21 protein-coding genes are annotated in these 25,330 nt (G+C 65.8%); 9 read left to right on the top strand and 12 right to left on the bottom strand.

What is annotated here, in order from left to right; translation table 11 throughout:
* Positions 1 to 309: 309 nt before the first annotated feature.
* The 3 genes from tsf to B9Y97_RS16545 form a co-directional block, all read right to left on the bottom strand.
* Positions 310 to 1,185 carry a translation elongation factor Ts gene (gene tsf / locus B9Y97_RS16555; protein ID WP_085527780.1) on the bottom strand — a complete coding sequence of 292 codons (876 nt, stop codon included), beginning with the start codon at positions 1,183 to 1,185 and terminating at the stop codon, positions 310 to 312.
* A 72-nt stretch (positions 1,186 to 1,257) separates the two neighbouring features.
* Complete coding sequence (gene rpsB / locus B9Y97_RS16550) at positions 1,258 to 2,061, bottom strand: 30S ribosomal protein S2 (RefSeq protein ID WP_085527779.1); 804 nt, start codon at positions 2,059 to 2,061, stop codon at positions 1,258 to 1,260.
* 206 nt (positions 2,062 to 2,267) lie between these two features.
* Positions 2,268 to 2,846, bottom strand: coding sequence for a GNAT family N-acetyltransferase (locus tag B9Y97_RS16545; protein WP_085527778.1), 579 nt, complete (start codon positions 2,844 to 2,846; stop codon positions 2,268 to 2,270).
* Positions 2,847 to 2,962: 116 nt separating this feature from the next.
* Between B9Y97_RS16545 and B9Y97_RS16540 the strand changes: the two genes are divergently transcribed.
* The 5 genes from B9Y97_RS16540 (at position 2,963) to B9Y97_RS16520 (ending at position 8,535) form a co-directional block, all read left to right on the top strand.
* Entirely contained in the window at positions 2,963 to 3,847 is an 885-nt protein-coding gene (locus B9Y97_RS16540; RefSeq protein ID WP_085527777.1) for a PfkB family carbohydrate kinase, read from the top strand.
* A 103-nt stretch (positions 3,848 to 3,950) separates the two neighbouring features.
* On the top strand, positions 3,951 to 4,865 hold the full coding sequence (locus B9Y97_RS16535; protein ID WP_085527776.1) for a pseudouridine-5'-phosphate glycosidase: 915 nt from the start codon (positions 3,951 to 3,953) through the stop codon (positions 4,863 to 4,865).
* 221 nt (positions 4,866 to 5,086) lie between these two features.
* Positions 5,087 to 5,884 carry a DUF502 domain-containing protein gene (locus B9Y97_RS16530; protein WP_085527775.1) on the top strand — a complete coding sequence of 266 codons (798 nt, stop codon included), beginning with the start codon at positions 5,087 to 5,089 and terminating at the stop codon, positions 5,882 to 5,884.
* A complete protein-coding gene (locus tag B9Y97_RS16525; RefSeq protein WP_085527774.1) occupies positions 5,881 to 6,498 on the top strand; it encodes a LysE/ArgO family amino acid transporter in 618 nt (205 codons plus the stop codon). The genes B9Y97_RS16530 and B9Y97_RS16525 overlap by 4 nt, the downstream gene beginning before the upstream one ends.
* 204 nt (positions 6,499 to 6,702) lie before the next feature.
* Positions 6,703 to 8,535: an extracellular solute-binding protein gene (locus B9Y97_RS16520; RefSeq protein ID WP_085527773.1), complete on the top strand. Its 1,833-nt coding sequence runs from the start codon at positions 6,703 to 6,705 to the stop codon at positions 8,533 to 8,535.
* 130 nt (positions 8,536 to 8,665) lie between these two features.
* Here B9Y97_RS16520 and queA read toward each other — a convergent pair whose 3' ends face one another.
* The gene (queA, locus tag B9Y97_RS16515; protein WP_085527772.1) at positions 8,666 to 9,739 is read right to left on the bottom strand and encodes a tRNA preQ1(34) S-adenosylmethionine ribosyltransferase-isomerase QueA; all 1,074 of its coding nucleotides are present in this window, start codon (positions 9,737 to 9,739) and stop codon (positions 8,666 to 8,668) included.
* Positions 9,740 to 9,743: 4 nt separating this feature from the next.
* Entirely contained in the window at positions 9,744 to 13,076 is a 3,333-nt protein-coding gene (locus B9Y97_RS16510; protein ID WP_085527771.1) for an AsmA-like C-terminal region-containing protein, read from the bottom strand.
* Between the two features lie 93 nt (positions 13,077 to 13,169).
* On the opposite strand from B9Y97_RS16510, the gene bcp reads away from it, so the two are divergent.
* The 4 genes from bcp to B9Y97_RS16490 all read left to right on the top strand — a co-directional run bounded on the left by bcp (position 13,170) and on the right by B9Y97_RS16490 (position 16,434).
* The gene (gene bcp / locus B9Y97_RS16505; RefSeq protein WP_085527770.1) at positions 13,170 to 13,643 is read left to right on the top strand and encodes a thioredoxin-dependent thiol peroxidase; all 474 of its coding nucleotides are present in this window, start codon (positions 13,170 to 13,172) and stop codon (positions 13,641 to 13,643) included.
* A 17-nt stretch (positions 13,644 to 13,660) separates the two neighbouring features.
* Complete coding sequence (locus B9Y97_RS16500) at positions 13,661 to 14,458, top strand: ferritin-like domain-containing protein (protein ID WP_085527769.1); 798 nt, start codon at positions 13,661 to 13,663, stop codon at positions 14,456 to 14,458.
* Positions 14,459 to 14,621: 163 nt separating this feature from the next.
* A complete protein-coding gene (locus B9Y97_RS16495) occupies positions 14,622 to 15,938 on the top strand; it encodes a M23 family metallopeptidase (RefSeq protein ID WP_254900947.1) in 1,317 nt (438 codons plus the stop codon).
* Positions 15,928 to 16,434: a bactofilin family protein gene (locus B9Y97_RS16490; RefSeq protein ID WP_085527768.1), complete on the top strand. Its 507-nt coding sequence runs from the start codon at positions 15,928 to 15,930 to the stop codon at positions 16,432 to 16,434. The genes B9Y97_RS16495 and B9Y97_RS16490 overlap by 11 nt, the downstream gene beginning before the upstream one ends.
* An 86-nt stretch (positions 16,435 to 16,520) precedes the next feature.
* Here B9Y97_RS16490 and B9Y97_RS16485 read toward each other — a convergent pair whose 3' ends face one another.
* From B9Y97_RS16485 to B9Y97_RS16455, 7 genes are all read right to left on the bottom strand, one after another.
* Positions 16,521 to 17,321, bottom strand: coding sequence for a DUF2189 domain-containing protein (locus tag B9Y97_RS16485; RefSeq protein WP_085527767.1), 801 nt, complete (start codon positions 17,319 to 17,321; stop codon positions 16,521 to 16,523).
* A gap of 126 nt (positions 17,322 to 17,447) precedes the next feature.
* A complete protein-coding gene (gene prfB / locus B9Y97_RS16480; RefSeq protein ID WP_085527766.1) occupies positions 17,448 to 18,575 on the bottom strand; it encodes a peptide chain release factor 2 in 1,128 nt (375 codons plus the stop codon).
* Positions 18,576 to 18,670: 95 nt separating this feature from the next.
* Positions 18,671 to 19,768: an ABC transporter ATP-binding protein gene (locus B9Y97_RS16475; protein WP_085527765.1), complete on the bottom strand. Its 1,098-nt coding sequence runs from the start codon at positions 19,766 to 19,768 to the stop codon at positions 18,671 to 18,673.
* A 12-nt stretch (positions 19,769 to 19,780) separates the two neighbouring features.
* Positions 19,781 to 21,457: an alpha-glucosidase gene (locus B9Y97_RS16470; protein ID WP_254900946.1), complete on the bottom strand. Its 1,677-nt coding sequence runs from the start codon at positions 21,455 to 21,457 to the stop codon at positions 19,781 to 19,783.
* A gap of 8 nt (positions 21,458 to 21,465) precedes the next feature.
* Positions 21,466 to 22,620 carry a carbohydrate ABC transporter permease gene (locus B9Y97_RS16465; RefSeq protein WP_085527764.1) on the bottom strand — a complete coding sequence of 385 codons (1,155 nt, stop codon included), beginning with the start codon at positions 22,618 to 22,620 and terminating at the stop codon, positions 21,466 to 21,468.
* A gap of 12 nt (positions 22,621 to 22,632) precedes the next feature.
* Entirely contained in the window at positions 22,633 to 23,910 is a 1,278-nt protein-coding gene (locus tag B9Y97_RS16460) for a carbohydrate ABC transporter permease (RefSeq protein ID WP_254900945.1), read from the bottom strand.
* 129 nt (positions 23,911 to 24,039) lie between these two features.
* Positions 24,040 to 25,308 carry an ABC transporter substrate-binding protein gene (locus B9Y97_RS16455; RefSeq protein ID WP_085528317.1) on the bottom strand — a complete coding sequence of 423 codons (1,269 nt, stop codon included), beginning with the start codon at positions 25,306 to 25,308 and terminating at the stop codon, positions 24,040 to 24,042.
* Positions 25,309 to 25,330 lie beyond the last annotated feature (22 nt).

Below are 25,330 nucleotides of genomic sequence, written 5' to 3'. Positions count from 1 at the left end.
TTTTGTCCAAACGGTAGGGTTTTCCTGACTTTCTGGCGACCGGGTTTGACGGTTTTCTCGGGCTGTTCCGTGAGTGGTGGTCTTGGGCCATGGAACGCCGGGGGGCGGACCTTGAGATTACAGGGACCCCGCGCCCCGTTTCATGGCAACGAGTGTCACAGTGTAACGAGCGCTGTCACAGTGTAACGAGCATATCGGGCCGTTTCTTCCCTTCCTATGGCCCGAAAAAAAAGCGGCGCCAGCAATTTTCGCTGGCGCCGCACTTGTTTTCCGGGCCCCGAGCGCGACCCCGCGCCCGGGCAGTTTCGATCAGCTTTTGGCCATCGAGGCGACTTCGGAGGCGAAGTCGTCGGACTTTTTCTCGATCCCCTCGCCCACTTGCATCCGCACGAAGCCCACGATCTCGGCACCGGCCTCTTCGGCGGCCTTCGCGACGGTCAGATCGGGGTTGATGACGAAGTTCTGGCCGAGAAGCGTGATCTCGGAGAGGAACTTCTTCATCCGGCCCTCGATCATCTTCTCGATCACCGCCTCGGGCTTGCCCGACTCGCGGGCGATCTCGATCTGGATGCCGCGCTCATGCTCCAGCACCGCCGGGTCGAGATCGGCTTCCGACAGCGAAGCCGGCTTGGCCGCGGCGACGTGCATCGCCACTTGCTTGCCGAACGCCTCGTCGCCGCCCTTGAGCGCGACCAGGACGCCGATCTTGCCCATGCCGTCCGCGGCGGCATTGTGCACGTAGGCAGCGACCACGTCGCCTTCCACGCGCGCCATCCGGCGCAGGGTCATGTTCTCGCCGATCTTGGCGATCTTGTCGGTGATCGCGGCCTCGACGGTGGTGCCGCCCAGATCCGCCGTCTTCAGCGCCTCGACGTCGGCTGCGCCCAGAGCCGCCTTGGCGACACCGGCAACCAGGTCCTGGAACTCGGCGTTCTTGGCCACGAAATCGGTTTCCGAGTTGATCTCGACGGCCACGCCGGTGCCACCTTCGACGGCGAGGCCCACGAGCCCCTCGGCGGCCACGCGGCCCGACTTTTTCGCGGCGGTGGCAAGACCCTTGGTGCGCAGCCAGTCCACCGCGGCGTCCATGTCGCCGTCGGTTTCGGTCAACGCGCGCTTGGCGTCCATCATCCCCGCGCCGGTCATCTCGCGCAGTTCTTTCACTTGTGCGGCAGTGATTGCCATCTTGGCTCTCCTTCCAATGGGACCTCCGGGAGCGGTCTGCCCGCCCCCGGTATCATCTGTATGACAAGAGGCTCAGGCCTCGGTCTTGGGTTCCTCGGCGGCGGCCTCCTCGGCCGGCGCGGCCTCGGCAACGGCCTCCTCGACGGGCAGCTCTTCGAGCGCGCCGACGTCGATGCCGGCGGCCTCCATCTGGCCCGACATGCCGTCGAGCGCGGCGCGCGCGGCAAGGTCGCAGTAGAGCGCGATGGCGCGCGCGGCGTCATCGTTGCCGGGGATGATGTAATCGACGCCGTCCGGCGAGCAGTTGGTATCGACCACGGCGACGACCGGGATGCCCAGTTTCTTGGCTTCGGCGATGGCGAGGTCTTCCTTGTTGACGTCGATGACGAACAGGAGATCCGGCACGCCGCCCATTTCACGGATGCCGCCGAGCGAGGCCTGAAGCTTGGCCTGCTCGCGCTCCATGCCGAGGCGTTCCTTCTTGGTCATGCCTTCGGCGCCCGAGGCGAGCAGCTCGTCATACTCGTTCAGCCGCTTGATCGACTGGCTCACGGTCTGCCAGTTGGTCAGGGTGCCGCCGAGCCAACGGTGGTTCATGTAGTACTGCGCCGATTTCTCGGCCGCTTCGGCGATCTGACGCTGCGCCTGGCGCTTGGTGCCGACGAACAGCACCCGGCCGTTCTTGGCCACGGTTTCGCGGATCACGTTCAGCGCCGCGTCGAGCATCGGCAGGGTCTGGGTGAGGTCGATGATGTGGATACCATTGCGCGCGCCGTAGATGAACTCGCCCATACGGGGGTTCCAGCGTTGCGTCTGGTGGCCAAAGTGAACGCCAGCTTCAAGAAGCTGACGCAGGGAAAACTCGGGGAGCGCCATGTCCATGTTCCTTTCCGGTTTGCGCCTCGGCGGGGCTTCAGGGTTACGCGTGCAAAGCCCGCGTTTCCCAACCGGTGGACGCAAACGGGATGTCTCCCCGCAAGGCCCGACCCCGCCTGTGAAGTGCGCGCGTCCTACCGCTGTTTGCGGGCAATGACAACCCCCGACGGTGCGCGCGGCGCGGCCGGGCCGGGTTGCCGCCGGCTTTACCGACCGCGCACCATCAGCACCCACTCCTTTCCGGGGGCCTGCCACCCGCCCGACACCATCGGGCGGCGCGCGGCATCGGTGAAGCCATGGCGTTCGTAGAGCCTGCGCGCGGGGGCGTTGGCGTCGGACACGATCAGGCTCATGCCCGCCGGGCCGGCTGCTTTTCCGGCATGCTCCAGCATCCGGCTGGCAACCCCTTGGCGTTCCATGCCGGGCCGTGTTGCGAGCACGTTGATATAGAAGCTGTCGGGTGCCTCGGCTTCGAGTTCAATGAGCGGGCGCAGGATACCTGGGGCATCTTCGGGCACGGTGGCCGGCTCGGCGGGCTGGAGGTAGCCCAGCAGGAACCCGGCTTCCTGTCCGTGCAGAAGGCCGATCCAGGCGTCGCGGGTCTCCAGCATCCCGTCCGGACTCGCGAGGCGCTCCCGGGCCACGTCCCACGGATCTTGTCCCGGGGCCGCGAGCTGGCTCCAGAAATGGAACGGCAGCCCCTCGCCCGCAAGGTTGATCAGCGGCGCAACCGTGGCGGCATCATGCGCATTGGCGCGCCGGATGGTCAGATCGAGCGTCGTCATGTCGTGTCACCCTCCCTGTCTGGCTGTGCGGGAGCAGTCTAGCACATGTACCCCTTTGCGCGCGAGGGAGCGCTCGGGGGCTTGCGCCCGATCCCGCGTCGGGCGATCTATCGCGGATGAACCAGCGCGACGATATCCTCTGCATCGGCTCCGTCCTGTGGGACGTGATCGGCCGAACCGATCGGCAAATGGTGCTGGGCAACGATGTGCCGGGGCGGATCACCCGCCTCCCCGGCGGTGTGGCGATGAACATCGCGATGGGCCTTGCCCGGGTTGGCTTGCGCCCGGTTCTGTTGACAGCCATCGGACTTGACGGTGAGGGCGAAGACCTGCTCGACGCCTGTGCCGCGCTGGGGCTCGATACGCGCCATGTTCACCGTGCCCCCGGGCTGCCGACCGACCGCTACATGGCGGTCGAAAGCCCCGACGGGCTGATCGCGGCGATTGCCGATGCCCATTCGCTGGAAGCCGTAGGCGATGCGATCCTCGCGCCGCTGGAAGATGGCCGCCTCGGCAGCGACCGCGCACCGTGGCCGGGCATGATCGCCCTCGACGGCAACCTGACCGAAGAGCTTCTGGGCGAGATTGCCAACCGCCCGAGTTTTGCCGCCGCCGACCTGCGAATCGCGCCGGCCAGCCCGGGCAAGGCGGCCCGGCTGCGGCCGCTGATCGGCCATCCCGGCGCGAGTTTCTATCTCAACATCGAAGAAGCCGGGTTGGTTCTCGACGCGCGCTTCACCTCGGCACCGGAGGCCGCCGCCGCGCTGGTCTCGGCCGGGGTCGCGCAGGTTCTCGTGACCGACGGTGCCCGCGCCGCTGCCGAAGGTACGCGGCAAGGCGTCGTTGCCGCCTGCCCCCCGACGGTGACCGCCACACGCATCACCGGCGCGGGCGATACCTTCATGGCCGCCCATATCGCCGCCCAGGCACAGGGGGCGGCCGGCCTCGCGGCGCTCGAAACCGCGCTTGCCGCCGCTGCGACCTATGTTGCCGGAGCGTAGCGGCGATGTATTCCAGCGGGCAAAAGATGGATCGCGGGCCCTTGGGCGGTCCGCCACGAAAGCCCCGGGCGGCGCCCCCGCGACCAGAACAAGGCAGGAAGCAATGATCGACATCACCTATTCTCCCCGGGTCGCCGAGGCCCGCGAGACAGGGCGGCCCCTCGTCGCCCTTGAGAGCACCATCATCACCCACGGCATGCCCTGGCCCGAGAACGTCGAAACCGCCCGCGCCGTCGAGGCCGAGGTGCGCACGAGTGGCGCAGAGCCGGCCACGATCGCGGTTCTGGCGGGGCGGCTCCATGTCGGCCTGAGCGACGCGGAACTGGATGCGCTCGGCCGGGCGGAGGCGGTGGCCAAGCTCAGCCGCGCCGATTTCGCCGCCTGCCTCGCCGCGGGCGGCACCGGTGCCACCACCGTCGCGGCAACGATGATCGCCGCGCGCCTCGCCGGGATCGAGGTCTTCGCCACCGGCGGGATCGGCGGGGTGCATCGCGGCGCGGAGACCTCGTTCGACATTTCCGCCGACCTCGCGGAACTCGCGCAAACGCCGGTGACGGTGGTGGCTGCCGGTGCCAAGGCGATTCTCGATCTGCCGAAAACCCTCGAGGTGCTCGAAACCTCCGGCGTTCCGGTCATTGCCTACGGTCAGGACGCTTTCCCTGCCTTCTGGTCGCGGTCCTCGGGCCTTGATGCGCCGCTCAGGATGGACAGCCCCGACGAGATCGCCCGGGCCGCGCGGATGCGCGCCGCGCTCGGCCTGCCCGGCGGCCAACTGGTGGCCAACCCGATCCCCGAGGCCGACGAGATCGCCGCCGACACCCTCGCCCCGGTGATCGCGGCCGCGCTCGACGCCGCCGCGCGTGAAGGGATCGCGGCGAAGGCGGTCACCCCGTTCCTGCTCGACCACATCTTTCATGCCACCGGGGGCGCTTCGCTCACCGCCAATATCGCGCTGGTGAAGAACAACGCGCGCCTTGCCGCGCGGATCGCCCGGGCGTTCGCGGCGCTGGACCGCTGATCGCCGGCACCTGTCGCGGTGAGTCCGGGCTTGCCCCAGGGGGGACCGGCCTTCCACCGACACCGGCCGCGCTGCGGGAAACGGCAATTCGGGCTGGCTTTTGCCCAAAGAAGGGCGGCGGCAATAAAACCACCCGTCGACGCCACCATTCATGGCCGGCCCCATTGTCGGGCTGCGCCAAACCCCCTAAATAACCCGGGCAAAAGGACAGGTTGGCCGGCATGGGTCTGAAAGATCTCAAGGATATCGGTTTGGAAAACCCGCCGCCGCCCCGGCGCGGGCTGGCACGCTTCCTGCTGCGCCCGGTTGCGGTGTTCCGCAACAACTTCCTCGCAGGTCTCGTCGTCGTCATCCCCATCGCGATCACGATCTGGCTGATCTGGACCTTTGTGGGCTGGATCGACAGCTGGGTGATGCCGTTCATCCCGAGCTACTATCACCCCGACGTGGCGATCAACCGCTGGTTCGGTGAGAGCGAATGGTTCCTGCGGACCTTCGGTGCCGATTTCCAGGTCAACGTGCGGGGCATTGGCGTTGTTTTCTTCCTGATCTTCACCTCCCTCGTGGGGCTGGTCGTGAAGGGCGTGATCGGGCGCAGCCTGCTGCACTGGGGCGAACGGCTGGTCGCCCGGATGCCGATCGTGCGCTCGGTCTACGGCGGGGTGAAGCAGATTGCCGAGACGATCTTCGCCCAGCAGGAATCGAAGTTCGACAAGGCCTGCCTCGTGGAATACCCCCGTCCCGGCGTCTGGGCGATCGCCTTCATCTCGACCCGGGCGAAGGGCGAGATAGATGCCAATATCGCCGCGGGCGAGCCGGTGATTTCGGTCTTCCTGCCGACCACGCCGAACCCGACTTCGGGCTTCCTGCTCTTCGTGCCGCGCTCCTCGGTGATCGAGCTCGACATGTCGATCGAGGACGCCGCCAAGCTGATCATCTCGGCCGGCCTCGTCTACCCCAACGGGCAGGACAAGGACGCCCCGCCGCTGATTGTACCGCCGGTGGCCGACGATTCATGACGGCGGCCGCGCTGACCGGCTTTTTCACCGGCTTCTCCCTCATCCTCGCGATCGGCGCGCAGAACGCCTTCATCTTGCGGCAAGGACTCCTGCGGTTGCACGTGCTGCCGCTGGTGCTGTTCTGCGCGGTGTCCGATGCGGCGCTGATCGCCGCCGGTGTGGCCGGGTTCAGCGCGGTGACGGCCGCCCTGCCCGCGCTGCCGCTGGTGATGAGCCTCGGCGGCGCGGCCTTCCTGATCGTCTACGGGCTGTTGCGGCTGCGCGCGGCATGGGCGGGGGGCCACGTGATGGGCCGGGGTGCGGAAGCCCAGAGCCTCGGGGCCGCCCTCGCGATGGCGGCGGCCTTCACCTGGGCGAACCCGCATGTCTACCTCGACACCCTCGGCCTGATCGGCGCGATCTCGACCGGGTTTGCGCCCGGGTCCGAGCGCCTTGCCTTCGGCGGCGGTGCCGTGCTCGCATCCTTCGTGTTCTTCTTTTCGCTCGGCTACGGCGCGCGGCTGCTCGCGCCCATGATGCGCTCACCGCGGGCCTGGCGCCTCCTCGATCTGGTCATCGGCGTGGTGATGCTGGCGATCGCGGCGAAGTTGCTGGCGGGGGTGTTCGCGGCCTGACGAATGTGCGCGCCAAAAAAAACGCCGGCACAAGGCCGGCGTTAAGTCATTGAGGCAGGTTTCATACAGGCAAGAAACCTATCGAGCAGTGAGTTATTTATAGTCCCTCCCAGAGCCGGTTCCAAGCTAAAAGTTTGAAATGCTTGGCGCGCCCCTCTAGCATCATGCGCAGGCAAACAAGGCCAGCGAAGGATTGTTGACGATATGACACCAGAGTATTTCCGCCGAATCTCCCGCCAAACAAGGGCAATCCTCGCTGTTGGCGTGTTTGCCGTCGCCGCGGCCGGGGTCAGCGTGGCCGAGCCGATGCACGGCATCGCGATGTATGGCGAACCGGCGCTGCCCGCCGATTATGCCCACCTGCCGCAGGTCGACCCCGATGCCCCCAAGGGCGGACGAATCGTCTTTGCCGAATCGGGGAGCTTCGATTCCCTCAATCCGGTGATCCGCAAGGGCCGCGCGCCGTGGCAATTGCCCTACATGATTTTCGAGACCCTGATGGGCCGTTCCTACGACGAGCCCTTCACCCTCTACGGCCTTCTGGCCGAAAGTGTCGAGACCGCGCCGGACCGCTCATGGGTCGAATTCACCTTGCGCGAAGAGGCCCGCTTCTCCGACGGCAACCCGGTCACCGTGGAGGACGTGATGTGGTCTTACGAGACCCTCGGCACCGAGGGCCATCCACGCTATGCCGGCGCCTGGGCCAAGGTCGAGACGATGGAACAGACCGGGCCGCGCTCGCTGCGCTTCACCTTCAACGAAGACGACCGCGAACTGGCGCTGATCATGGGGATGCGGCCGATCCTGCAAAAGGCGCAGTGGGACGGCGTGGACTTCGCCGAGAGCGGCGTCGACCTGATCCCGATCGGCTCGGCCCCCTACGTTGTCGACCGTTTCGAAACCGGGCGCTACCTCGTGCTGAAACGTAACCCCGATTACTGGGGCCGGGACGTACCCTACATGCAGGGGCAGGCCAATTTCGACGAGATCCGCTTCGATTACTACGGTGACGGCGACGTGGTGTTCGAGGCCTTCAAGGCCGGTGAATCCTCGACCTACCGCGAGACCAACGAGGCAAAGTGGGACAGCCAGTACGACTTTCCGGCGGTGCAGTCGGGCGAGGTGGTGCTCTCGGATATTCCCCACCAGCGCCCCACCGGGATCAACGGTTTCGTGATGAACACCCGGCGCGACCAGTTCAAGGACTGGCGGGTGCGCGAGGCGATGATCCAGGCCTTCAACTTCGAGTTCATCAACCAGACCCTGAACGGCGGCACCCTGCCCCGCATCCGCAGCTATTTCGACAACTCGGTGCTGGGTGCCGACATCGAGAACCCCGCCGAGGGCCGGGTCGCCGAATTGCTTGCGCCCCATTCCGACGTGCTTCTGCCCGGGGCGCTGGAAGGTTACCCCCTGCCCGTTTCCGACGGCTCCGAGCGCAACCGGGCGGGCATCGCCACGGCGCTCGAACTGATGGAACAGGCGGGCTGGACGGTGCAGGACGGCGTGATGGCCGATGCCTCGGGCACGCCCTTCAGCTTCGAGATCCTGCTCAGCCAGAACGCCACCGAAAGCCGCCAGATCATCGACATCTACGCCGCCGCGCTCCGCCGGCTCGGGATCAGCCCGAAGATCACCGCCGTCGACAGCGCGCAATATACCGAGCGCACCAAGGCCTTCGATTTCGACATGGCCCCCTATATCCGCGGTCTTTCGCTGTCGCCCGGCAACGAGCAGAAGCTCTACTGGGGCGCGGCGCTGGCCGACGAGCCGGGTTCGCGCAACTGGATGGGGGTGAAAAGCCCGGCGATCGACGCGATGATCGACGCGATGCTCTCGGCTCCAGATCAGGACGGCTTCCGCGCCGCGACCAAGGCGCTCGACCGGGTGCTGACCAGCGGCCGCTACGTGATCCCGATCTGGTACAACAACGTCAGCCACATCGCCCATGTGAAGGAGCTGCGCTTCCCCGATCACATCCCGATGTATGGCGACTGGCTGGGGTTCCAGCCGGAAGTGTGGTGGTGGGAGGAGTGATGTCGGATCGCTGACGCGATCCGACGCGGGCGGGGGGCTCCGCCCCCCGCACCCCCCGAGGTATTTTTGGACCCAAGAAGAACAGGGGGCAGGCTTGGGCCCGTTTCCGGGCAAGGCCTTGCGGGTGGGATCAGTCCTCGTTCGGCAGGAGCAGCGAGGCGTCGCCATAGCTGAAGAAGCGGTAGTCCCGGGCGATGGCATGGGCGTAGACCTCGCGCATCCGCCCGATCCCCATCAGCGCCGAGACCAGCATCATCAGCGTCGATTTCGGCAGGTGGAAATTGGTCATCAGCCCGTCGCTGAGGCGGAAGGGAAAGCCGGGGCGGATGAAGATATCCGTCGGCCCGCGCCAGGGCGCGATCCGGCCGGGGGCGTCGGCCGCGCTCTCGATCAGCCTGAGCGCGGTGGTGCCGACCGGGATGATCCGCCCGCCCGCGGCCTTGGTGGCGTTGATCTCGGCGGCGGCTTCGGGCGTCACCTCGCCCCATTCCGCGTGCATCCGGTGATCGGTAAGATCGTCGGTCTTGACCGGGAGGAACGTGCCCGCGCCGACGTGCAGGGTAACACGGGTGGTCGCGACGCCACGGGCCACGAGCGCGGCCAGCAGCGCGTCGTCGAAATGCAGCGAGGCGGTCGGGGCGGCAACCGCACCGGGCTTTTCGGCCCAGACCGTCTGGTAATCGTCACGGTCGCGCGCATCGGGTTTGCGCCGGGCCTCGATATAGGGTGGCAACGGCATCTGCCCGGCTTCCTCCAGGGCGGCATCGAAATCCGGGCCCGACAGGTTGAAGGCGAGCCGGGCCTCGCCGCCCTCCTTGGCCACCAGCCGGGCCGAAAGCTGATCGGAGAACACGATCTCCTCACCCTCGGCCACCTTGCGCAGGGGCTTGAGCAGGGCCAGCCAAGCGCCCCCCGGCAAGGGTTCGAGCAAGGTAACGTCGATCCCGGCGACGGCCTCGCCGCGTTGCCGGGTGCCGCGCAGCCGCGCCGGGATCACCCGGGTGTCGTTCAGCACCAGCCGGTCGCCGGGGCGCAGGAAATCGGGGAGCTCGATCGCGGTGGCATCGGTGAGGCTGCCGGGCGTGGCCACCAGCAGGCGCGCCGAGGAGCGCGGACGCGCGGGACGGGTGGCGATCAGGTGCTCGGGCAGGTCGAAATCGTAGTCCGACAGGCGGCTGCCTTCGGCCCGGTCTTGGTCGTTCATGGGGTCAGTCCTTCGGGGCCTCGGGGGGCGGGCGACGGAAGATCTCGCGAAACACCCCCGGCGTGAGAATCGACAGCGGGTTGACGCCGACCTCGGGGTTTTCGGCATCGCCCTTGAGATCGAAATTGAACCCGACCAGCCCTTCGCCGTCACGCGGGCTGAAAATGCGGCCGAGCGAGTTGAGCAGGTAGAACGGCGAAAGCACGCCCTGCATGTCGACCTGCTCATTCAGAAGGTCATAGTAGCCGTCGATCGAAACGCCGAGCGATGCCCCGATCGCCGAAGACCGGTACAGCGTCATCGCATTCGGGTCGAGCCGGAAACGGCCGCTGACCTCGGAGAAGCGGATGCCCTCGCCCTCGGCCTGTTCGAGCAACCCGATAACCGAGATCGCCGAAAGCAGTTCGGCCATCGCTGGCGCGTTGACGATCCGGGTGTCGGTGATCGTGAACTCGCCCTCATAGGTGCCCTCGGCGCGGACCGGCGCGAGCACCAGTTCGAGATCGCCGCCCCGCGCGGTATTGAAAACATTCGCGCCGCGCAGAACGTTGCCGGCCTCGGAACTGGTGATCCGGAACGCCGCGCCCTCGCGGCTTTGGGCAATGGTGCCCTGGATCGGCGCATCGGCGGCGACATTGCCGGTGAAGGTGCCATTCAGCCCGCCCGCGAGATCCAGATCGGCGCGCAACGCGCTGATGGTGATCCCTTCCGACACGATCAGGCGATCGAGCGCGAGGGTGAGCGGCTGGCGCGGCCCGGCGGTGGAACTGCCGCCGTCACCGGGATCGAGCTGCGCCCGGCGCATGTCGATGCTGCCACCTGGCACCGAGATCGCGATCGGCTGGTCGATCCCGCGTCCGGTCAGCACCACCGGCGCGTCGAGCCAGCCGCCGATCTCGACCCGGTCGAAGCGGGCTTCCCCCAATCCTCCGCCCTCGACGGTGGTGACCGTCCCGCCCGCGCTGAGCCCCGGGGCTTCGAGGTCAAGCGCGGTGATTTCCGCCCGATCCCCGAGCCGCGCCGTGAGTGCGAGCGCGCCGGTGGTGCGGGCGGGTTTCGACCAGCCGGTTCCGGGGATCGACATCTCCAGCCCGCCGAGGTCGGAGCTCAGGTCGAGCACCGGGGGCCCGTCGCCGGCAAGATCGAGCGCGAAGCTGCCGCGCGCGGTCCCGGACACCATCCCCTCAAGCGCGTCGAGGCCAAACTCGGCGAGCGCGCGCTGGTTGATCTCGATCGTGCCTTCGGCACTGGAGGCCCCGGCCGCGCCCCGGTCGAGCGGCAGCCGCCAGACCCCGGCCAGCTCGGCCTGCCCGATCCGCGCCGGCCCGGATATCTCGATCCCGGTGTCGCGCGCTTCGAGGGTGAGGCTGTCGGCGGCAAAGAGTTTCCCGGGCACGATCACGTCCGAGGTGACGTTGTCGAGCGTGCCTCGAAGAGCGAACCGCACGTCTTCCTTGGGAATATCGCCATCGACCAGCGGGAAACTGATCCGTCCCTCGGCCGAGACCTCGCCGCGCGCCATGTCGGGGGCAAAGCCACTGCCATCAAGCACGTTGAGCGGCGGCAGATCGAGCAACGAGAGCGCGCCGCGCACCGGCCCCGCCATGGCGAGATGCACGATCCCGGTTGACGGGTGCGTCCCGTTACGGGGGATCTGGTAGCTTAACCCGTCGAGTGTCATCAGGCTGCCATCGGGCGCGGTGACCGAAGCCGCCTCGGCGGTGACGGTAAACGCCTCGGGCATGAACGAGAGATAGCCCAGCCCAAGCTCGACATCGGGCCAGTCCGGAAAGACCTGAACGCTGGCCTCGCGCATGCCCATCGTGCCGGTCATCTCGAAGGTCTCGCCCGGCAACTTGCGAAAGCCGAGCAAGGTGTCGAAGATCGCGCCGCCGCTGACGTTCTCGGCCACCCATTCGCGCGACACCGGCTCCACATTGGTTGGCCAGAGACCGAGCACCTCGTCGCGACCCGCCTCGGCGGTGCGGGCATCGAGCGCCACACGCCAGCCGCCGGACTCGGCCCCGAGCGTTCCGCTCACGTCATAGCGGTGGTCGCCGCGGAACATCACCGCCTGCCCGATGTCAATGGTGAACGGATCGAGCCGCACCCTCAGATCGGCGACCCCCCTGTCGATGTCGAGCGGGGCACCGAACATGTCGCGGGGATCGAGCCGGGCCCCGATCAGGTCGACCTGGCCGACAAGGCTGTTGGGCCAGCCGCCGCGAAACTCGGTCAGGTAGACGTGGCCCTCGGCCTCCGCCATGCCCAGTTCGCTTTCCAGCTTCGCGCCCTGGAAGTCGATGCGCTGGCGCGCCGGGTCGAAGTCGATGTAGATCTTGCCGCCGTTGAACTTGGCCGGTTGCGCACTCGGTTCCGGAGAAAGCGCGCCCTCGCCGATTTCCATCATCCCGACGAGTTCTGAAATCGAGCCATCGGGGTCGATCGAGGAGCGCAGCGCGCCCGAGATCGGGGCATCGATCACCGAGAGAAAGGCGAGCGCCGGCGATTGTGCCGCGATGTCACGGGCCGCGGCGTTCTCGAATCGGGCGGTCAGGCTGGCCTCGGAGGTGTCGCGGGCGGAGCGAAAGCTGAGCTCGGTGCTCGCCAGTTCCTCGGTCTGGTTGAAGACGTCGAAGCGCACGATGGTGTCGATCACCTGCGCGCGCGGCACGATCTCCATCCGCCCGTCCGTCACCTGCCAGATCCGGCCCGAGCGCGCATCTTCTAGGGTAATGGTCAGATCGCTGGCCTCGATCTGGCTGGTCCCCGCGAGCGGCCCGGTGTTGAAAACGCCGTCGAGCCGGTCGAGCACCGCGGCGAGGTTGCCGGTGGTTCCGAAATCCTGCCCGAGACTGAGCGCGAAGGCCCCGTCGGAGAACCGGCGCAGGGTGACCTGCCCGCCCTGAAGGCGAAGCGCCGAGGGCTCGAAACGCCCGACCAACGCCGGGCCGAGACGGAAGCCGCCTTCAACCCCGTTGAGTTGGCCCAGTTGCAGGCCGGAGGCGTCGCGGATACCGACATCGACGAGCCGGATCTTGGGCCGCCCGCGCGGGGTGACGCCGAATTCGACCTGCCGCAAGGAGAATGAAATCGCCGGCGAGGCCGCGTTCAGCCGGGACAGGATCTTTTCCGACGCCCAATCGGGCAGCACCATCACCCGACCGGTGAGCGACATCGACGCAAGGGTGAGAAAAAGCCCGACAAGTCCGATGGTCACCAGGGTCCAGATGCTCAGATGCCAGTGCAGCCGCCGCGGCCGCCACCGGTTGCGCGGCGCGGTCTCGCTCGCCAAGGCAGGCTGCGGATCGGTGTCGGATGTCGTGGTATCGCTCATCAAGGGTCTTGTCGGGGCTGTGGTCCGGCTTCCATTCTTGACCGTATCCACTTAGACCAATGCCTTACGAGATCAAGCGAGGGAAAGAAAGCCATGTCACAAAGCCCCATCGAGGTCGGCGCGAAAGCGCCTGAGTTCAGCCTGCCGCGCGACGGCGGCGGCGAGGTCGCGCTCTCGGATTTCAGTGGCAAGCCGGTGGTGCTGTTTTTCTACCCGAAAGCGAGCACACCGGGGTGCACCACCGAGGCGCGCGATTTCACCGCGCTGCTGGGCGCATTCGAGGCCGCTGGCGCGGTGGTGCTCGGCATTTCGAAGGACAGCGTGAAGAAACAGGAAAATTTCGTCGCCAAGCAGGAACTGGGCATGGCGCTCCTGTCGGATGCCGACAGCGACACCTGCGAGCGCTACGGCGTCTGGGGCGAAAAGCAGATGTATGGCAAGAGCTTCATGGGGATCACCCGGGCGACCTTCCTGATCGGCCCCGACGGGAAAGTGGCGCAGGCCTGGCCGAAGGTGAAGGTGGCCGGCCATGCCGAGGAGGTGCTGGCCGCAGTGCGCGCGCTGTGAGCCTCAGCCTTGCAGAGATGGCCGAGGCGGTCCTGCGCACCGGCGATGGCCGGGCAAAAGCGGCGCTCTCGCTCGACTACGCGGCGCGCTGGGCCGAGGCGCGCGCGGCGGGCACACCGCCGGAGATCGGCAGCGCCACCCCGCCCGACCGCCCGGCCCGCCCCGCGCGGCCCGAATTGCGCGATCCGCGCGACGTGCCCCGCCGCCGCCCGGGCTCGCCGCAGGGACGGATCGCGATCCTTCATGCGGTGGCACATATCGAACTCAACGCGGTCGATCTGCACTGGGATATCGTGGCGCGCTTTGCCGGCACCCCGATGCCGCTCGGCTTCCATGATGACTGGGTCAAGGCCGCCGCCGAGGAATCCAGGCACTTCAATCTTGTATGCGACGTTCTTGAAGCCCATGGCAGCCATTACGGTGCCCTGCCCGCCCATGCCGGCATGTGGCGCGCCGCCGAAGACACGGCGGATGACCTGATGGGCCGGCTCGCGGTTGTGCCGATGGTTCTCGAAGCGCGCGGGCTCGATGTGACACCCGACATGATCGCCCTGTTCGAGAAGGCGGGCGATGCGGGCGCGGTGGCGGCGCTTCGCACGATCTACGCCGAGGAGGTCGGCCATGTCGCCTATGGCTCGAAATGGTTTCACTTCCTGTGCGGCCGCCACGAGCTTGACCCGAAAGACACGTTCCACGCCCTCGTGCGGCGCTATTTCCACGGCCCGCTGAAGCCGCCGTTCAACGAAGAGAAGCGCGCGGAGGCTGGCCTGCCGCCGGATTTCTACTGGCCGCTGAGCGAGACAACGCCGCGTTGACCCCCGCGACCTCGGCGGTTTGCCGCCGGGTGCGGCAAAGCAACCCGATGAAAATTTGCGAAGATTCTTGCACCCACCCCGGCTGGCGCGCTATCCACGCATCACGATGCGCAGGATCGGGGAAACCTGCGCACAATTGGGATGGGGCAACCGGACAGGGCCATTGCTTAAACAACTGGCACACAAACTCGATCACAAGCTTGAACGCAGCTTTCCTGAACAGCGTGTTTTCCTGCGCTCCGAAGACGGAACGCGCTTCATTATACTTTCGCCGCTGACGCAACTCGTCGCCTGGACCGGCAGCGCCGCTTTCGTGGCCTGGGCGATCATCGCCACCGCCGTTCTGCTGATGGATTCGATCGGCTCGGGCAATGCTCGCGAACAGGCGGTGCGCGATCAGCGGCTCTATGAGCAACGCCTCCAGACCCTGGTTGCCGAGCGCGATGCACGCGCCGCCGAGGCAACCGCGGCGCAGGCCCGATTCACCCTTGCGATGGACCAGATTTCGCTGATGCAGTCGGAACTGCTTGCGTCGGAGGATCGGCGCAAGGAGTTGGAAACCGGGATCAACGTGATCCAGGCGACGCTCAGGCGCACGGTGAACCAGCGCGACGAAGCGCGTGCCTCGGTGGTGTCGATGCTGGCCGAAGCCGCAGGCGAAAACGGCGGCGCACGCCCCGGCCTGCCTGCCGAAGCCGATGCCACGGTCGAATTCCTGACAGCGGCGCTCGACGCGACGGCGGCGGAACGCGACGCAGCGATCGGCAAGGCGAGCGAGGCCGAGGAATTTGCCGACAACCTCGTCTTCGAGCAACGCCTGCGCGACGAGCGCAACGACCAGATTTTCCGCCAGCTTGAAGACGCGGTGAATGTCTCGATCGAACCCCTCGACAAGATGTTCAGCGCGGCGGGCATGTCGACCGACAGCATCCTCGAAACCGTGCGGCGGGGTTATTCCGGCCAGGGCGGCCCGCTGATGCCCCTGATCCTGTCGACCAAGGGCGAGGAGCCCGACGCCGACACCCTGCGCGCCAACGAGATCCTCGGCGAGCTCGACCGGATGAACCTCTACCGGATCGCTGCCGAGAAGCTGCCCTTCGGAATGCCGGTGAAAAGCTCGTTCCGCTATACCTCTGGTTTCGGCACCCGCTGGGGCCGGCTGCATGCGGGCACCGATTTTGCCGCTCCCACCGGCACGCCGATCTACGCACCCGCCGATGGTGTGGTCAGCCACGCGGGCTGGCAGTCGGGATATGGACGGCTGATCAAGATCAAGCACGAGTTCGGCATCGAGACCCGCTATGGGCATCTTTCGGCCATGAAAGTCAAAGTTGGACAAAGGGTCTCGCGCGGCGAGAGGATCGGTGATATGGGCAATACTGGCCGGTCGACCGGGCCCCATCTCCACTACGAGATCCGCGTGGGCGGTAAACCGATAGACCCAATGATCTATATCAAGGCAGCGAGAAATGTTTTCTAAAAGCAGGATCAATGAACCCGGGCCCAAGCAGGGCTCTTCGAGCGAAACCGCAGCCGCCGCCCCCGAGGCGCCGAAGCAAAGCAGCGGCGTGTCCGTGCCGGCGACGACGCCCAAGGCCAAGCCGCCCGCGTCGTCTCTTTCGGCCGACCTCGTGGTCAAGGGCAACATGAAATCGACCGGCGATATCGTCATCGAGGGCACCGTTGAAGGCGACATCCGGGCACATATGCTCACCGTGGGCGAAAGCGCCACCGTGAAGGGTGAAGTGGTTGCCGACGACGTCGTGGTCAACGGCCGCATCATCGGCCGCCTGCGGGGGCTCAAGGTGCGCCTCACCGCCACCGCGCGGGTCGAGGGCGACATCGTTCACAAGACGATCGCGATCGAATCCGGTGCCCATTTCGAGGGCTCTGTCCAGCGGCAGGAAGACCCGCTGAGCAACTCGGGCAACAAGAAGCCGATGCAACTGCCGGGTGGTAGCAGCAGCGAAAGCTGAGCCGCACCGCGGCAGGCACGCCAAGACAATCGCAAGGGCCGTCCGCCGGACGGCCTTTTTCGTTTCGCGGGTTTGCCGGGGAGCGTTCAGGCTGGTCCCGGGTTGTCAAAACTCATGACCCGGCGATAGAGGTGCCAGGTGGCGTGGCCGAGCACTGGCAGCACCAGGAAGAGACCGAGGAAGTAGGGCAGCATCGCCACCAGCATCAGCACCGCGATCAGCAAGGCCCAGGCCAGCATCGGCAGCAGGTTTTCCGACACCGCCTGGAACGAATGGATCATCGCGCTGATGAAGTCGATCTCCCGGTCCAGCAGCAGCGGTAACCCCATCACCGTGATCGCGAAGAGCACCATCGCCATCGCCGCCCCGATCGCGCCGCCGAAGGCCAACATCGAGATCCCGTTGGGGGTGAACAGCGTCGCGGCCAGATCGGTCGAGATATTGGTCATCGGCATGTAGCCGAGAAACAGCGCGAAGATCATGTGTGCGATGAACACCCAGAACATGAAGATGACGATGATCACCGCCGCCATAGAGGGGCATTGCCGATCCTTCTGGCGGTAGACGACGCGCAACACCCCGGCGAGCGGCAGTTCGCGCCCCTGCTCCAGACGCCGGCTCACATCGTAGAGCCCCATGGCGAGAAAGGGGGCGAGCAGCGGAAACCCGAAGGCGAGCGGAATGATCGAATAGCTGCGTTCCAACTGGTCGAGTTGCAGGAAGATCAGGATCCCGCCGATCACGAAGAAACTGGCAAAGAACAGCCCGTGCACCGGTGCGCGGGCGAAATCGCGCCAGCCTGCGCGCAGGGCGGCGGGAATATCCGAATACTGCATGCGACCGATGATCGGCGGTGACGACGGGGCGTTAGCGGTCGCGTCGGTCATGTCTCTCCCCCTGCGATCCAGTTCCCGGTCGCTTGGAGAGAAGTGTTGCGTCAGATTGCCGCATCCGTCAAGCGGCTCGGCGCGCGCGATTTTTCGTCTGCGACCGCGCCGACCCGATAGACTTGGTCAGGGGTGATCTTCCGCGTCTGCGCGGCCCTTGCCCGACATCCCCATCGCCAGTGTCGCGCCCATCAACCCGTCGAGATCGCCATCCAGAACGCCTTGGGTGTCGGAGGTCTCGAAGCCGGTGCGCAGGTCTTTCACCATCTGGTAGGGCTGCAGCACGTAGGAGCGGATCTGGTTGCCCCAGCCGGCCTCGCCCTTGGCGTCGTGCAGGGCGTTGATCGCCTCGGAACGCTTGTCGAGTTCCATCTGGTAAAGCCGCGATTTCAGCGCCTTCATGGCGATATCGCGGTTCTGGTGCTGGGATTTCTCTGAACTGGTCACCACGATCCCGGTGGGGATGTGGGTGATCCGCACTGCCGAGTCGGTGGTGTTGACGTGCTGGCCGCCCGCGCCGGAGGAGCGGTAGGTGTCGACGCGGATATCGTTGGGCTGGACCTCTATCTCGATGTTGTCATCGACCACCGGGTAGACCCAGACGCTTGAAAACGAGGTGTGCCGCCGCGCGGCGGAATCGTAGGGCGAGATCCGCACCAGCCGGTGCACGCCGCTTTCCGATTTCAGCCAGCCATAGGCATTGTGCCCGGAAATCTTGTAGGCCGCGCTGCGGATGCCCGCCTCTTCGCCCTGGCTTTCACTCAGCAGTTCCACCTTGTAGCCATGCGCCTCGGCCCAGCGGACATACATCCGCGCCAGCATCGAGGCCCAGTCGCAGCTTTCGGTTCCGCCGGCCCCGGCGTTGATTTCGAGGAAGGTATCGTTGGCGTCGGCCTCACCGTCGAGCAGCGCTTCCAGCTCGGCCGCGGCCGCCTTGTCCTTCAGCACCTTGAGCGCCGCCTCGGCCTCGGAGATCACCTCGGCGTCGTCCTCGCTCTCGCCCATCTCGATCAACTCGACGTTGTCCGAAAGCTCCTGCGCCATCGTGGTATAGCCCTCGATGGCGTCGGCCAGGGCCTGCCTTTCGCGCATGAGCTTTTGCGCCCGGTCGGGATCGTTCCACAGATCCGGGTCTTCGGTCATGGCGTTGAACTCTTCGAGACGGTGCTCGGCGGAATCCATGCCGATCCGCCTGGAGAGCAGTTGCAGGGATTTCTCGATCGCCTCGACGGTGTTCTGCGTATCCGCGCGCATTTTGGGCGCCTCTTGTTATCGCGTCTGTCCGAGGCATGTATCTCGCCCCGCCGCCCGGTTCAAGCGGCGGGGCGCGCGCTCGGCGCCCGGGAGGGTCAGCGCGTGCGCAGGGAGAGCCCGTCGTGGAAGACCTGCACCTTGTTCGGGTCGGCGGTCAGCTTGACCGTCTGGCCGCGCAGGTCGGCATGGATGCCGGGCAATTTGGCGATGATCGGGTCGGCGTCGTCGCCTTGGGTCTTGAAATAGAGCAACGTCACCTCGCCGATCGCCTCGACGTAATCCACCGTGCCCTCGAAGAAGATGTGATCGCCCTCCTCGGCGACGCGGAAATCCTCCGGCCGCACCCCGACCTTCACCGCCCGCCCCTTCTCGGCCTCCTGGGTTTCGACGTCGGCCACCGCGTCGTGGCCTTGATGCAGGTCGATCCTGGTTTCCTTGCCGGTGCTGGCAATCTCGCCGGGCAACAGGTTCATCGCTGGCGAGCCGATGAACTGGGCGACGAACTCGTTCTTGGGCCGCTCGTAGAGTTCGAGCGGCGGGCCCATCTGGGCGATCCCCATGTCGGCGAGCACCACGATCTTGTCGGCCAGCGTCATCGCCTCGACCTGGTCGTGGGTGACGTAGATCATCGTGCTGTCGGGCATCGCCTCCTTGAGTTCGGCGATCTGGATCCGGGTCGCAACGCGCAGCGCCGCGTCGAGGTTGGAGAGCGGTTCGTCGAAGAGGTAGACCTTCGGATCGCGCACGATCGAGCGGCCGATCGCGACGCGCTGGCGCTGGCCGCCGGAGAGCTCCTTCGGCAGACGGTCGAGCAGGGCGTCGAGTTGCAGCATCTTGCCCACCCGGCGCACCGCGGTGTCGATCTCGTCCTTCGATTTCTTGGCGATCTTCAGCGCGAAGGCCATGTTGTCGTAGACCGTCATGTGCGGGTAGAGCGCGTAGGACTGGAACACCATGGCGATGCCGCGCTGCGAGGGCGGCACGTCGTTCATCACCACGCCGTCGATCTCCAGCGTGCCCGCGGTGATCTTTTCCAGCCCCGCAATCATGCGCAGGAGCGTGGACTTGCCGCAGCCGGAAGGGCCGACGAAAACGATCAATTCGCCGGTCTTGATGTCCATGTTGATGTCTTTGAGGACCTCGACCTTGCCGCCGTAGGTCTTGCCCACATTCGTGAGTTTGAGTTCCGCCATGTTTCCCTCCCCTTACGCCTCTGCGTCTTGTTCGCCGCCGCGCAGCATGATGCACGGCTGCCAATGCGCCAGGTGCAGATCACCGTCGATGCCCGGTTGGGCGCAGTTCAGTTCCAGCCCGATCGGGCGCCAGTCACCGTCTGGCGGCGAGAACCGCGCCGGCTCGTCGCCCATGTTAAGGGCGAAAAAGATCTCCTCGGTTGCGTCACGCCGCACGAAGCTGAGCACCGTGCCGGTGACGCGCACCTCCTCCATCGTGCCCGACTTCAGCGCCGGGTGGGCATGGCGGAACGCGATCGCGCGCCGGTAATGGTGCAGGAGCGACCCCGGATCAGCTTCGGCAGCCTCGACCGAGAGGTGCAGATGCTCGCTCGCCACCGGAAGCCAGGTGCGGCTCGATGCCGAAAACCCGCCCTGCCGGTTGTCGGTTTCCCAGACCATCGGCGTGCGGCAGCCATCGCGGCCCTTGAACTCGGGCCAGAACTCGATGCCGTAGGGGTCTTGCAGATCGTCGAAGGCGACATCGGCTTCGGGCAGGCCAAGTTCCTCGCCCTGGTAGATGCAGGCCGAGCCCTTGAGAAACATCATCAGGGTGGTGAAGCCCTTGAGCGCGGGGGGCGAAAGCTGCCAGCGGGTGGCGTGGCGCTTCACGTCGTGGTTGGAATAGGCCCAGCAAGCCCAGCCTTCCGCCGCCACCTCATCGACCCGCGCCATGATCCGGGCCACGTCCTCGGCGCCGGGCTGGTCGCCCGACAGCAGTTCGAAGGCATAGCACATCTGCATCAGATCATCGCCGGCGGTGTATTCGCCCATGATTTCGAGCCCGCGCTGCGCATCGCCCACCTCGCCCACCGCGGCGGCATTGTAGGGCTGCATCACGGCGCGCAATTTGCGCAGGAAATCAATGTTTTCCGGTCGGTTCTTGTCGTAGAGATGTTCCTGCCAGTTGTAGGGGTTCACCGCCGGGGCGATGGTCGCGTTGCGGTCTTCCGGCGCAAGTGGAGGATTGTCGCGCAACTCCTTGTCGCAAAAATAGAAATTGATCGTGTCGAGACGGAACCCGTCAACCCCGCGTTCGAGCCAGAACCGCGCTACGTCGAGCAGCGCTGCCTGCATGGCCGGTTCGTGGAAGTTGAGATCGGGCTGGGAGGTCAGGAAGTTGTGCATGTAGTATTGCATGCGCCCGCCGTCCCATTGCCAGGCCGAACCGCCGAAGATGCTGAGCCAGTTGTTCGGCGGCGTGCCATCGGGCTTGGCGTCGGCCCAGACATACCAGTTGGCTTTCGGGTTGTCCTTCGAGGCCCGGCTTTCCCTGAACCATGGGTGCTGATCCGAGGTATGGGAAAGCACGAGGTCGATCATCACCTTGAGCCCGAGCACGTGGGCGGTTTCGATCACCGCGTCGAAATCGGCGAGGCTGCCGAACATCGGATCGACGTCGCAGTAATCCGACACGTCATAGCCGAAATCCTTCATAGGCGAGGTGAAGAACGGGCTGATCCAGATCGCATCCACCCCGAGCGAGGCGATGTAGGGCAGACGGCGGACGATGCCGAGCAGATCGCCGATGCCGTCGCCGTTGCTGTCCTGGTAGGAGCGCGGGTAGATCTGGTAGATCACCGCGCCGCGCCACCAGTCAGGGTCTTTTGCCAGATGCGTCATCGTTGGCGCTTCCTGTTGAACCGTCATGATCTGTCCTATTTCACCGAGCCGGCCAGAAGGCCGCGCACGAGGTAGCGTTGCATTGCGAAGAACACCCCGAGCGGCACCGCGATCGAGACAAAGGCGGCGGTGGCGAGGATTTCCCAGTTGCCGCCGCGGGTGCCGAGCAGTTCGACGATCTGGTTGGTCATCACCGTGGTCTCGCCGGTGGCGTCGATCAGGAAAACCTTGGCCACGAGGAGGTCATTCCAGGTCCACAGGAACTGGAAGATCGCGAAGCTTGCCAGTGCCGGGAACGACAGCGGCAGGATGATCTTGGTGAAGATCTGGAAATCCGTCGCCCCGTCCACCTTGGCATTCTCGATGATGTCGCGCGGCAGCCCGACCATGTAGTTGCGCAAGAGGTAGATCGCCAGCGGCAGCCCGAAGCCGGTATGGGCGAGCCAGACCCCGAGGTAGCCCTTGCCGATGCCGATGCCGAGGTGCAGCTTCAGGAGCGGGATCAGGGCGAGTTGCAGCGGCACGACCAGCAGGCCGACGATCACCGCGATCAGCAGCGCCCTGCCCCGGAAATCCATCCACGCCAGCGCATAGGCCGCGAAGGCGGCGATCAGGATCGGGATGATGGTGGCGGGTATCGTCACCGTGAGGGTGTTGAAGAAGGCTTTCGCCATCGAGTCGGTGTTGGAGCCGGAAAACAGCACCCGATCGTAGTTGGCCAGGGTGAATTTCGGCGGCACCATGGCGGAGACGAACACCCTTTGCCCGCGACCGCTGATCTGGTCTTCGTTGCCGGTCCAGCTATAGGCCCCATCGGGACCGACCGTCATCGTCTCACCCTCGCCCATGTCGGCGGTCTCGCCGGGCTCATAGGCGCTGATATCGCGTGAACTCGTGCCCCAGACGCGGATCTCGCCGGTGACACTCTCGCCATCGAACAGGTTGCCCTCGACGACGTAAACGCCATCGCGCTCGACCCGGAATTCGTCGGGATCGGCGGCGCGCAGCACGAGGTTCTGCTCGGCCGGGAAAAGGGCTTTCCACCAGCCGGTTGTGGCGATCTGGTCGGCGGTGCGGAACGACGAGACCAGGAGCCCGACGGTGGGGAAGAGCCAGAGCAGCACGAGCGCGACGACCGAGATGTTGACGGCCCAGGTCAGGCTGGATTTCTTACCTGCGATATTGTCCATCTCCCGCCTCCCTCAGCGCATTTCCTTGCGCGCATTGCGCACGTTCCAGATCAGGATCGGCAGCACCAGGAGCATGATGACTATGGCCGACGCCGAGCCCACGCCCCAGTCGTTGGAGGTGAACAGCTTGGCATACATGTAGTTGGCCAGCACCTGCGTCTCCCATTGCCCGTTGGTCATGGCAAACACGATGTCGAAGATCTTGAGCACCACGAGGGTGATCGTCGTCCAGACCACCACGATGGTTCCGGCGATCTGCGGCACCTTGATCTTGAAGAAGATCTCCAAGGGGTTGGCACCGTCGACGATGGCCGCCTCGATGGTTTCCTCGGGAATGCCGCGCAGCGCGGCGGAGAGGATCACCATGGCAAAGCCGGTCTGAATCCAGATCAGCACCACCATCAGCAGGAAGCTGTTCCAGAACGGCACCGTGAGCCAGGTTTGCGGCTCGCCGCCGAGTGCGACAACCAACGCGTTGAGAATACCGATCTGCTCGCTGCCGGCGGGACGGAAATCGTAGACCAGTTTCCAGATCACCGAGGCACCGACGAAGCTGATCGCCATCGGCATGAAAATCATCGACTTGGCGATGTTGCCCCAACTCAGCCGGTCGGTGAGTTGCGCCGCCAGCAGGCCGAACACGGTCGACATCGCGGGCACCACGAGGAGCCAGAAGAAGTTGTTGCGCAGAGCTTCCCAGAATTTCGGTTCGCCCATCATCTGGATGTAGTTGTCGAGCCCGACGAACTGGTAGCGGAACGCCCCGTCACCGCCCGGGATCGGCACCCGGTCGGTCAGGCTGAGGCGCAGGGTTTCGACCACCGGGTAGGCCAGGTAGAGGCCGAGCGCGAAGAGCGCCGGGCCGAGAAAGAGCCAGGGTCGGATCAGGTTGGCGCGGTTGATGTTCTGGCCGATGCCGGACAGATCGCCCGACAGCAGGAGCCTTGTGCCGAGTGCGGCCAGGAGAGCAACGATGAGCACGTTGAGCCCCGCCGCAGAAGTGGCAAGCGCGCCGAGCGCGCCAAAACCGCCGAGGAGAGCGGTGCCAACATCGCCCATGCTGCGTGCAACCAGCACCGGCAACAGGAAGGTGGCGATCACCACCAGGCCGATCACCAGCAGGAAGGATATCAGCGGTGCCTTGATCCGGCGTGCGCGCAGTTCTTCATCGGTCTGCGTGCGGGCCGGAAACACTACCTTGTCGAGGTAGACATTCGAGAAATAGAAGTAGCCGACGGCTGCGCCAACACCGATCAGGATGACCAGCAGCCCCTGGAATGCCGCTTGCATGGCTCTCCCCCCTGTTTTTGCGTTGTCTCCCTCCGACCATCGTTGCCGCGCTTGGCCGGTTGGTCAAGGGGCGGCCCATGTCAGTCACAGGCCGCCCCTGTCAGTTCTGGCCCTGCCGGGCCGGGGCGCTTATTTCAGCGCGTCCCAGCTCGACTGGATCGTGTCGGCCACTTCTTCGGCTTCGGCGCCGCCGGTGTAGTCGACCATGCCGGTCCAGAACGATCCCGCGCCCACGCCGCCGGGCATGAGGTCGGACCCGTCGAAGCGGAAGGTGGTGGCTTCGAGCAGGATGTCGTTCATCTTCTTCAGCGTCGGATCTGAGAACACGGACGTGTCCACCCCGGTGTGCGGGGTCAGGAAACCGCGCAGCGCCATCCAGGCCTCATGGGCCTCGGGGGTCTTGAGGAACTCCATGAGGTCATGCGCCGCGTCGTTCTCGTTGGTGATCACCCAGGTCGTGCCGGCGCCGAGCACCGGGGTGCCGAGATCCTTGTCGGCATAGGCCGGGAAGTAGAAGAAATCGGCGTCTTCGCCCACCTCGGTGCCTTCCGGGAAGAACGCCGGGATGAACGAGGCCTGGCGGTGCATGTAGCACTCCGGCGGTGACGAGAACAAGCCCTTCGGGCTGTCGCGGAAGTCGGTGGTGGCCACCGCGCCCGCGCCGCCGGCAACGTAAGCGTCGTTACGGGCGAAATAGCCGAACTCCTCGATTGCCTCGACGACCTTCGGGTCGTTGAACGGCATATCGTTGGTCACCCATTGGTCATAGACCTCCGGCGGGTGGATGCGCAGCATCAGGTCTTCCACCCAGTCGGTGGCCGGCCAGCCGGTCGCCGCCCCCGAGCCGAGACCGATGCACCACGGCGTGCCGCCGTCTTCGACGATCTGGTCGGTCAGCGCCTTGAGCTCTTCCATCGTCTGCGGGATTTCGTAGCCCGCATCCTCGAAGTTCTCCGGCACGTACCAAACCAGCGACTTGAGATCGACCTTGTAGGGGAAGCCATAGAGATCCGGCTCACCATCGGGCCCGTTGTAGGTGCCGAGATCGACCCAGGACTGGCCGGCGGCATAGGTTTCGCGCATCCATTCGCCGGTGCCGTCCTTCAGCGGGGTCAGGAAGCCACGGCGCGCCATGTCGGAGGCGAGGCCGGGCTGCGGGAACACCGCCACGTTCGGCGCGGATCCGGCTTCGAGGTCAACCACGATCTGCTGCTCGAAGCTGTCCGAACCGGTGTAACGCACGTCATGGCCGGATTGCTCGGCGAAGATGGCGAGCACCTCTTCAACCATTTCCTGGTCCGGGCCGAGCCAGGGGCCGAACACGGTAATCTGCTCTGCACTGGCCGCACCTGCGGTGAGCGCCATTGCGGCCGCGCCCGTCATAAGAAGTTGTTTCATGATATCGGTATCCTCCCAGATG

Source organism: Maritimibacter sp. HL-12 (genome assembly GCF_900177545.1).
Lineage (GTDB): Bacteria > Pseudomonadota > Alphaproteobacteria > Rhodobacterales > Rhodobacteraceae > Sinisalibacter.
This window is presented reverse-complemented; position numbering and strand designations above follow the sequence as displayed.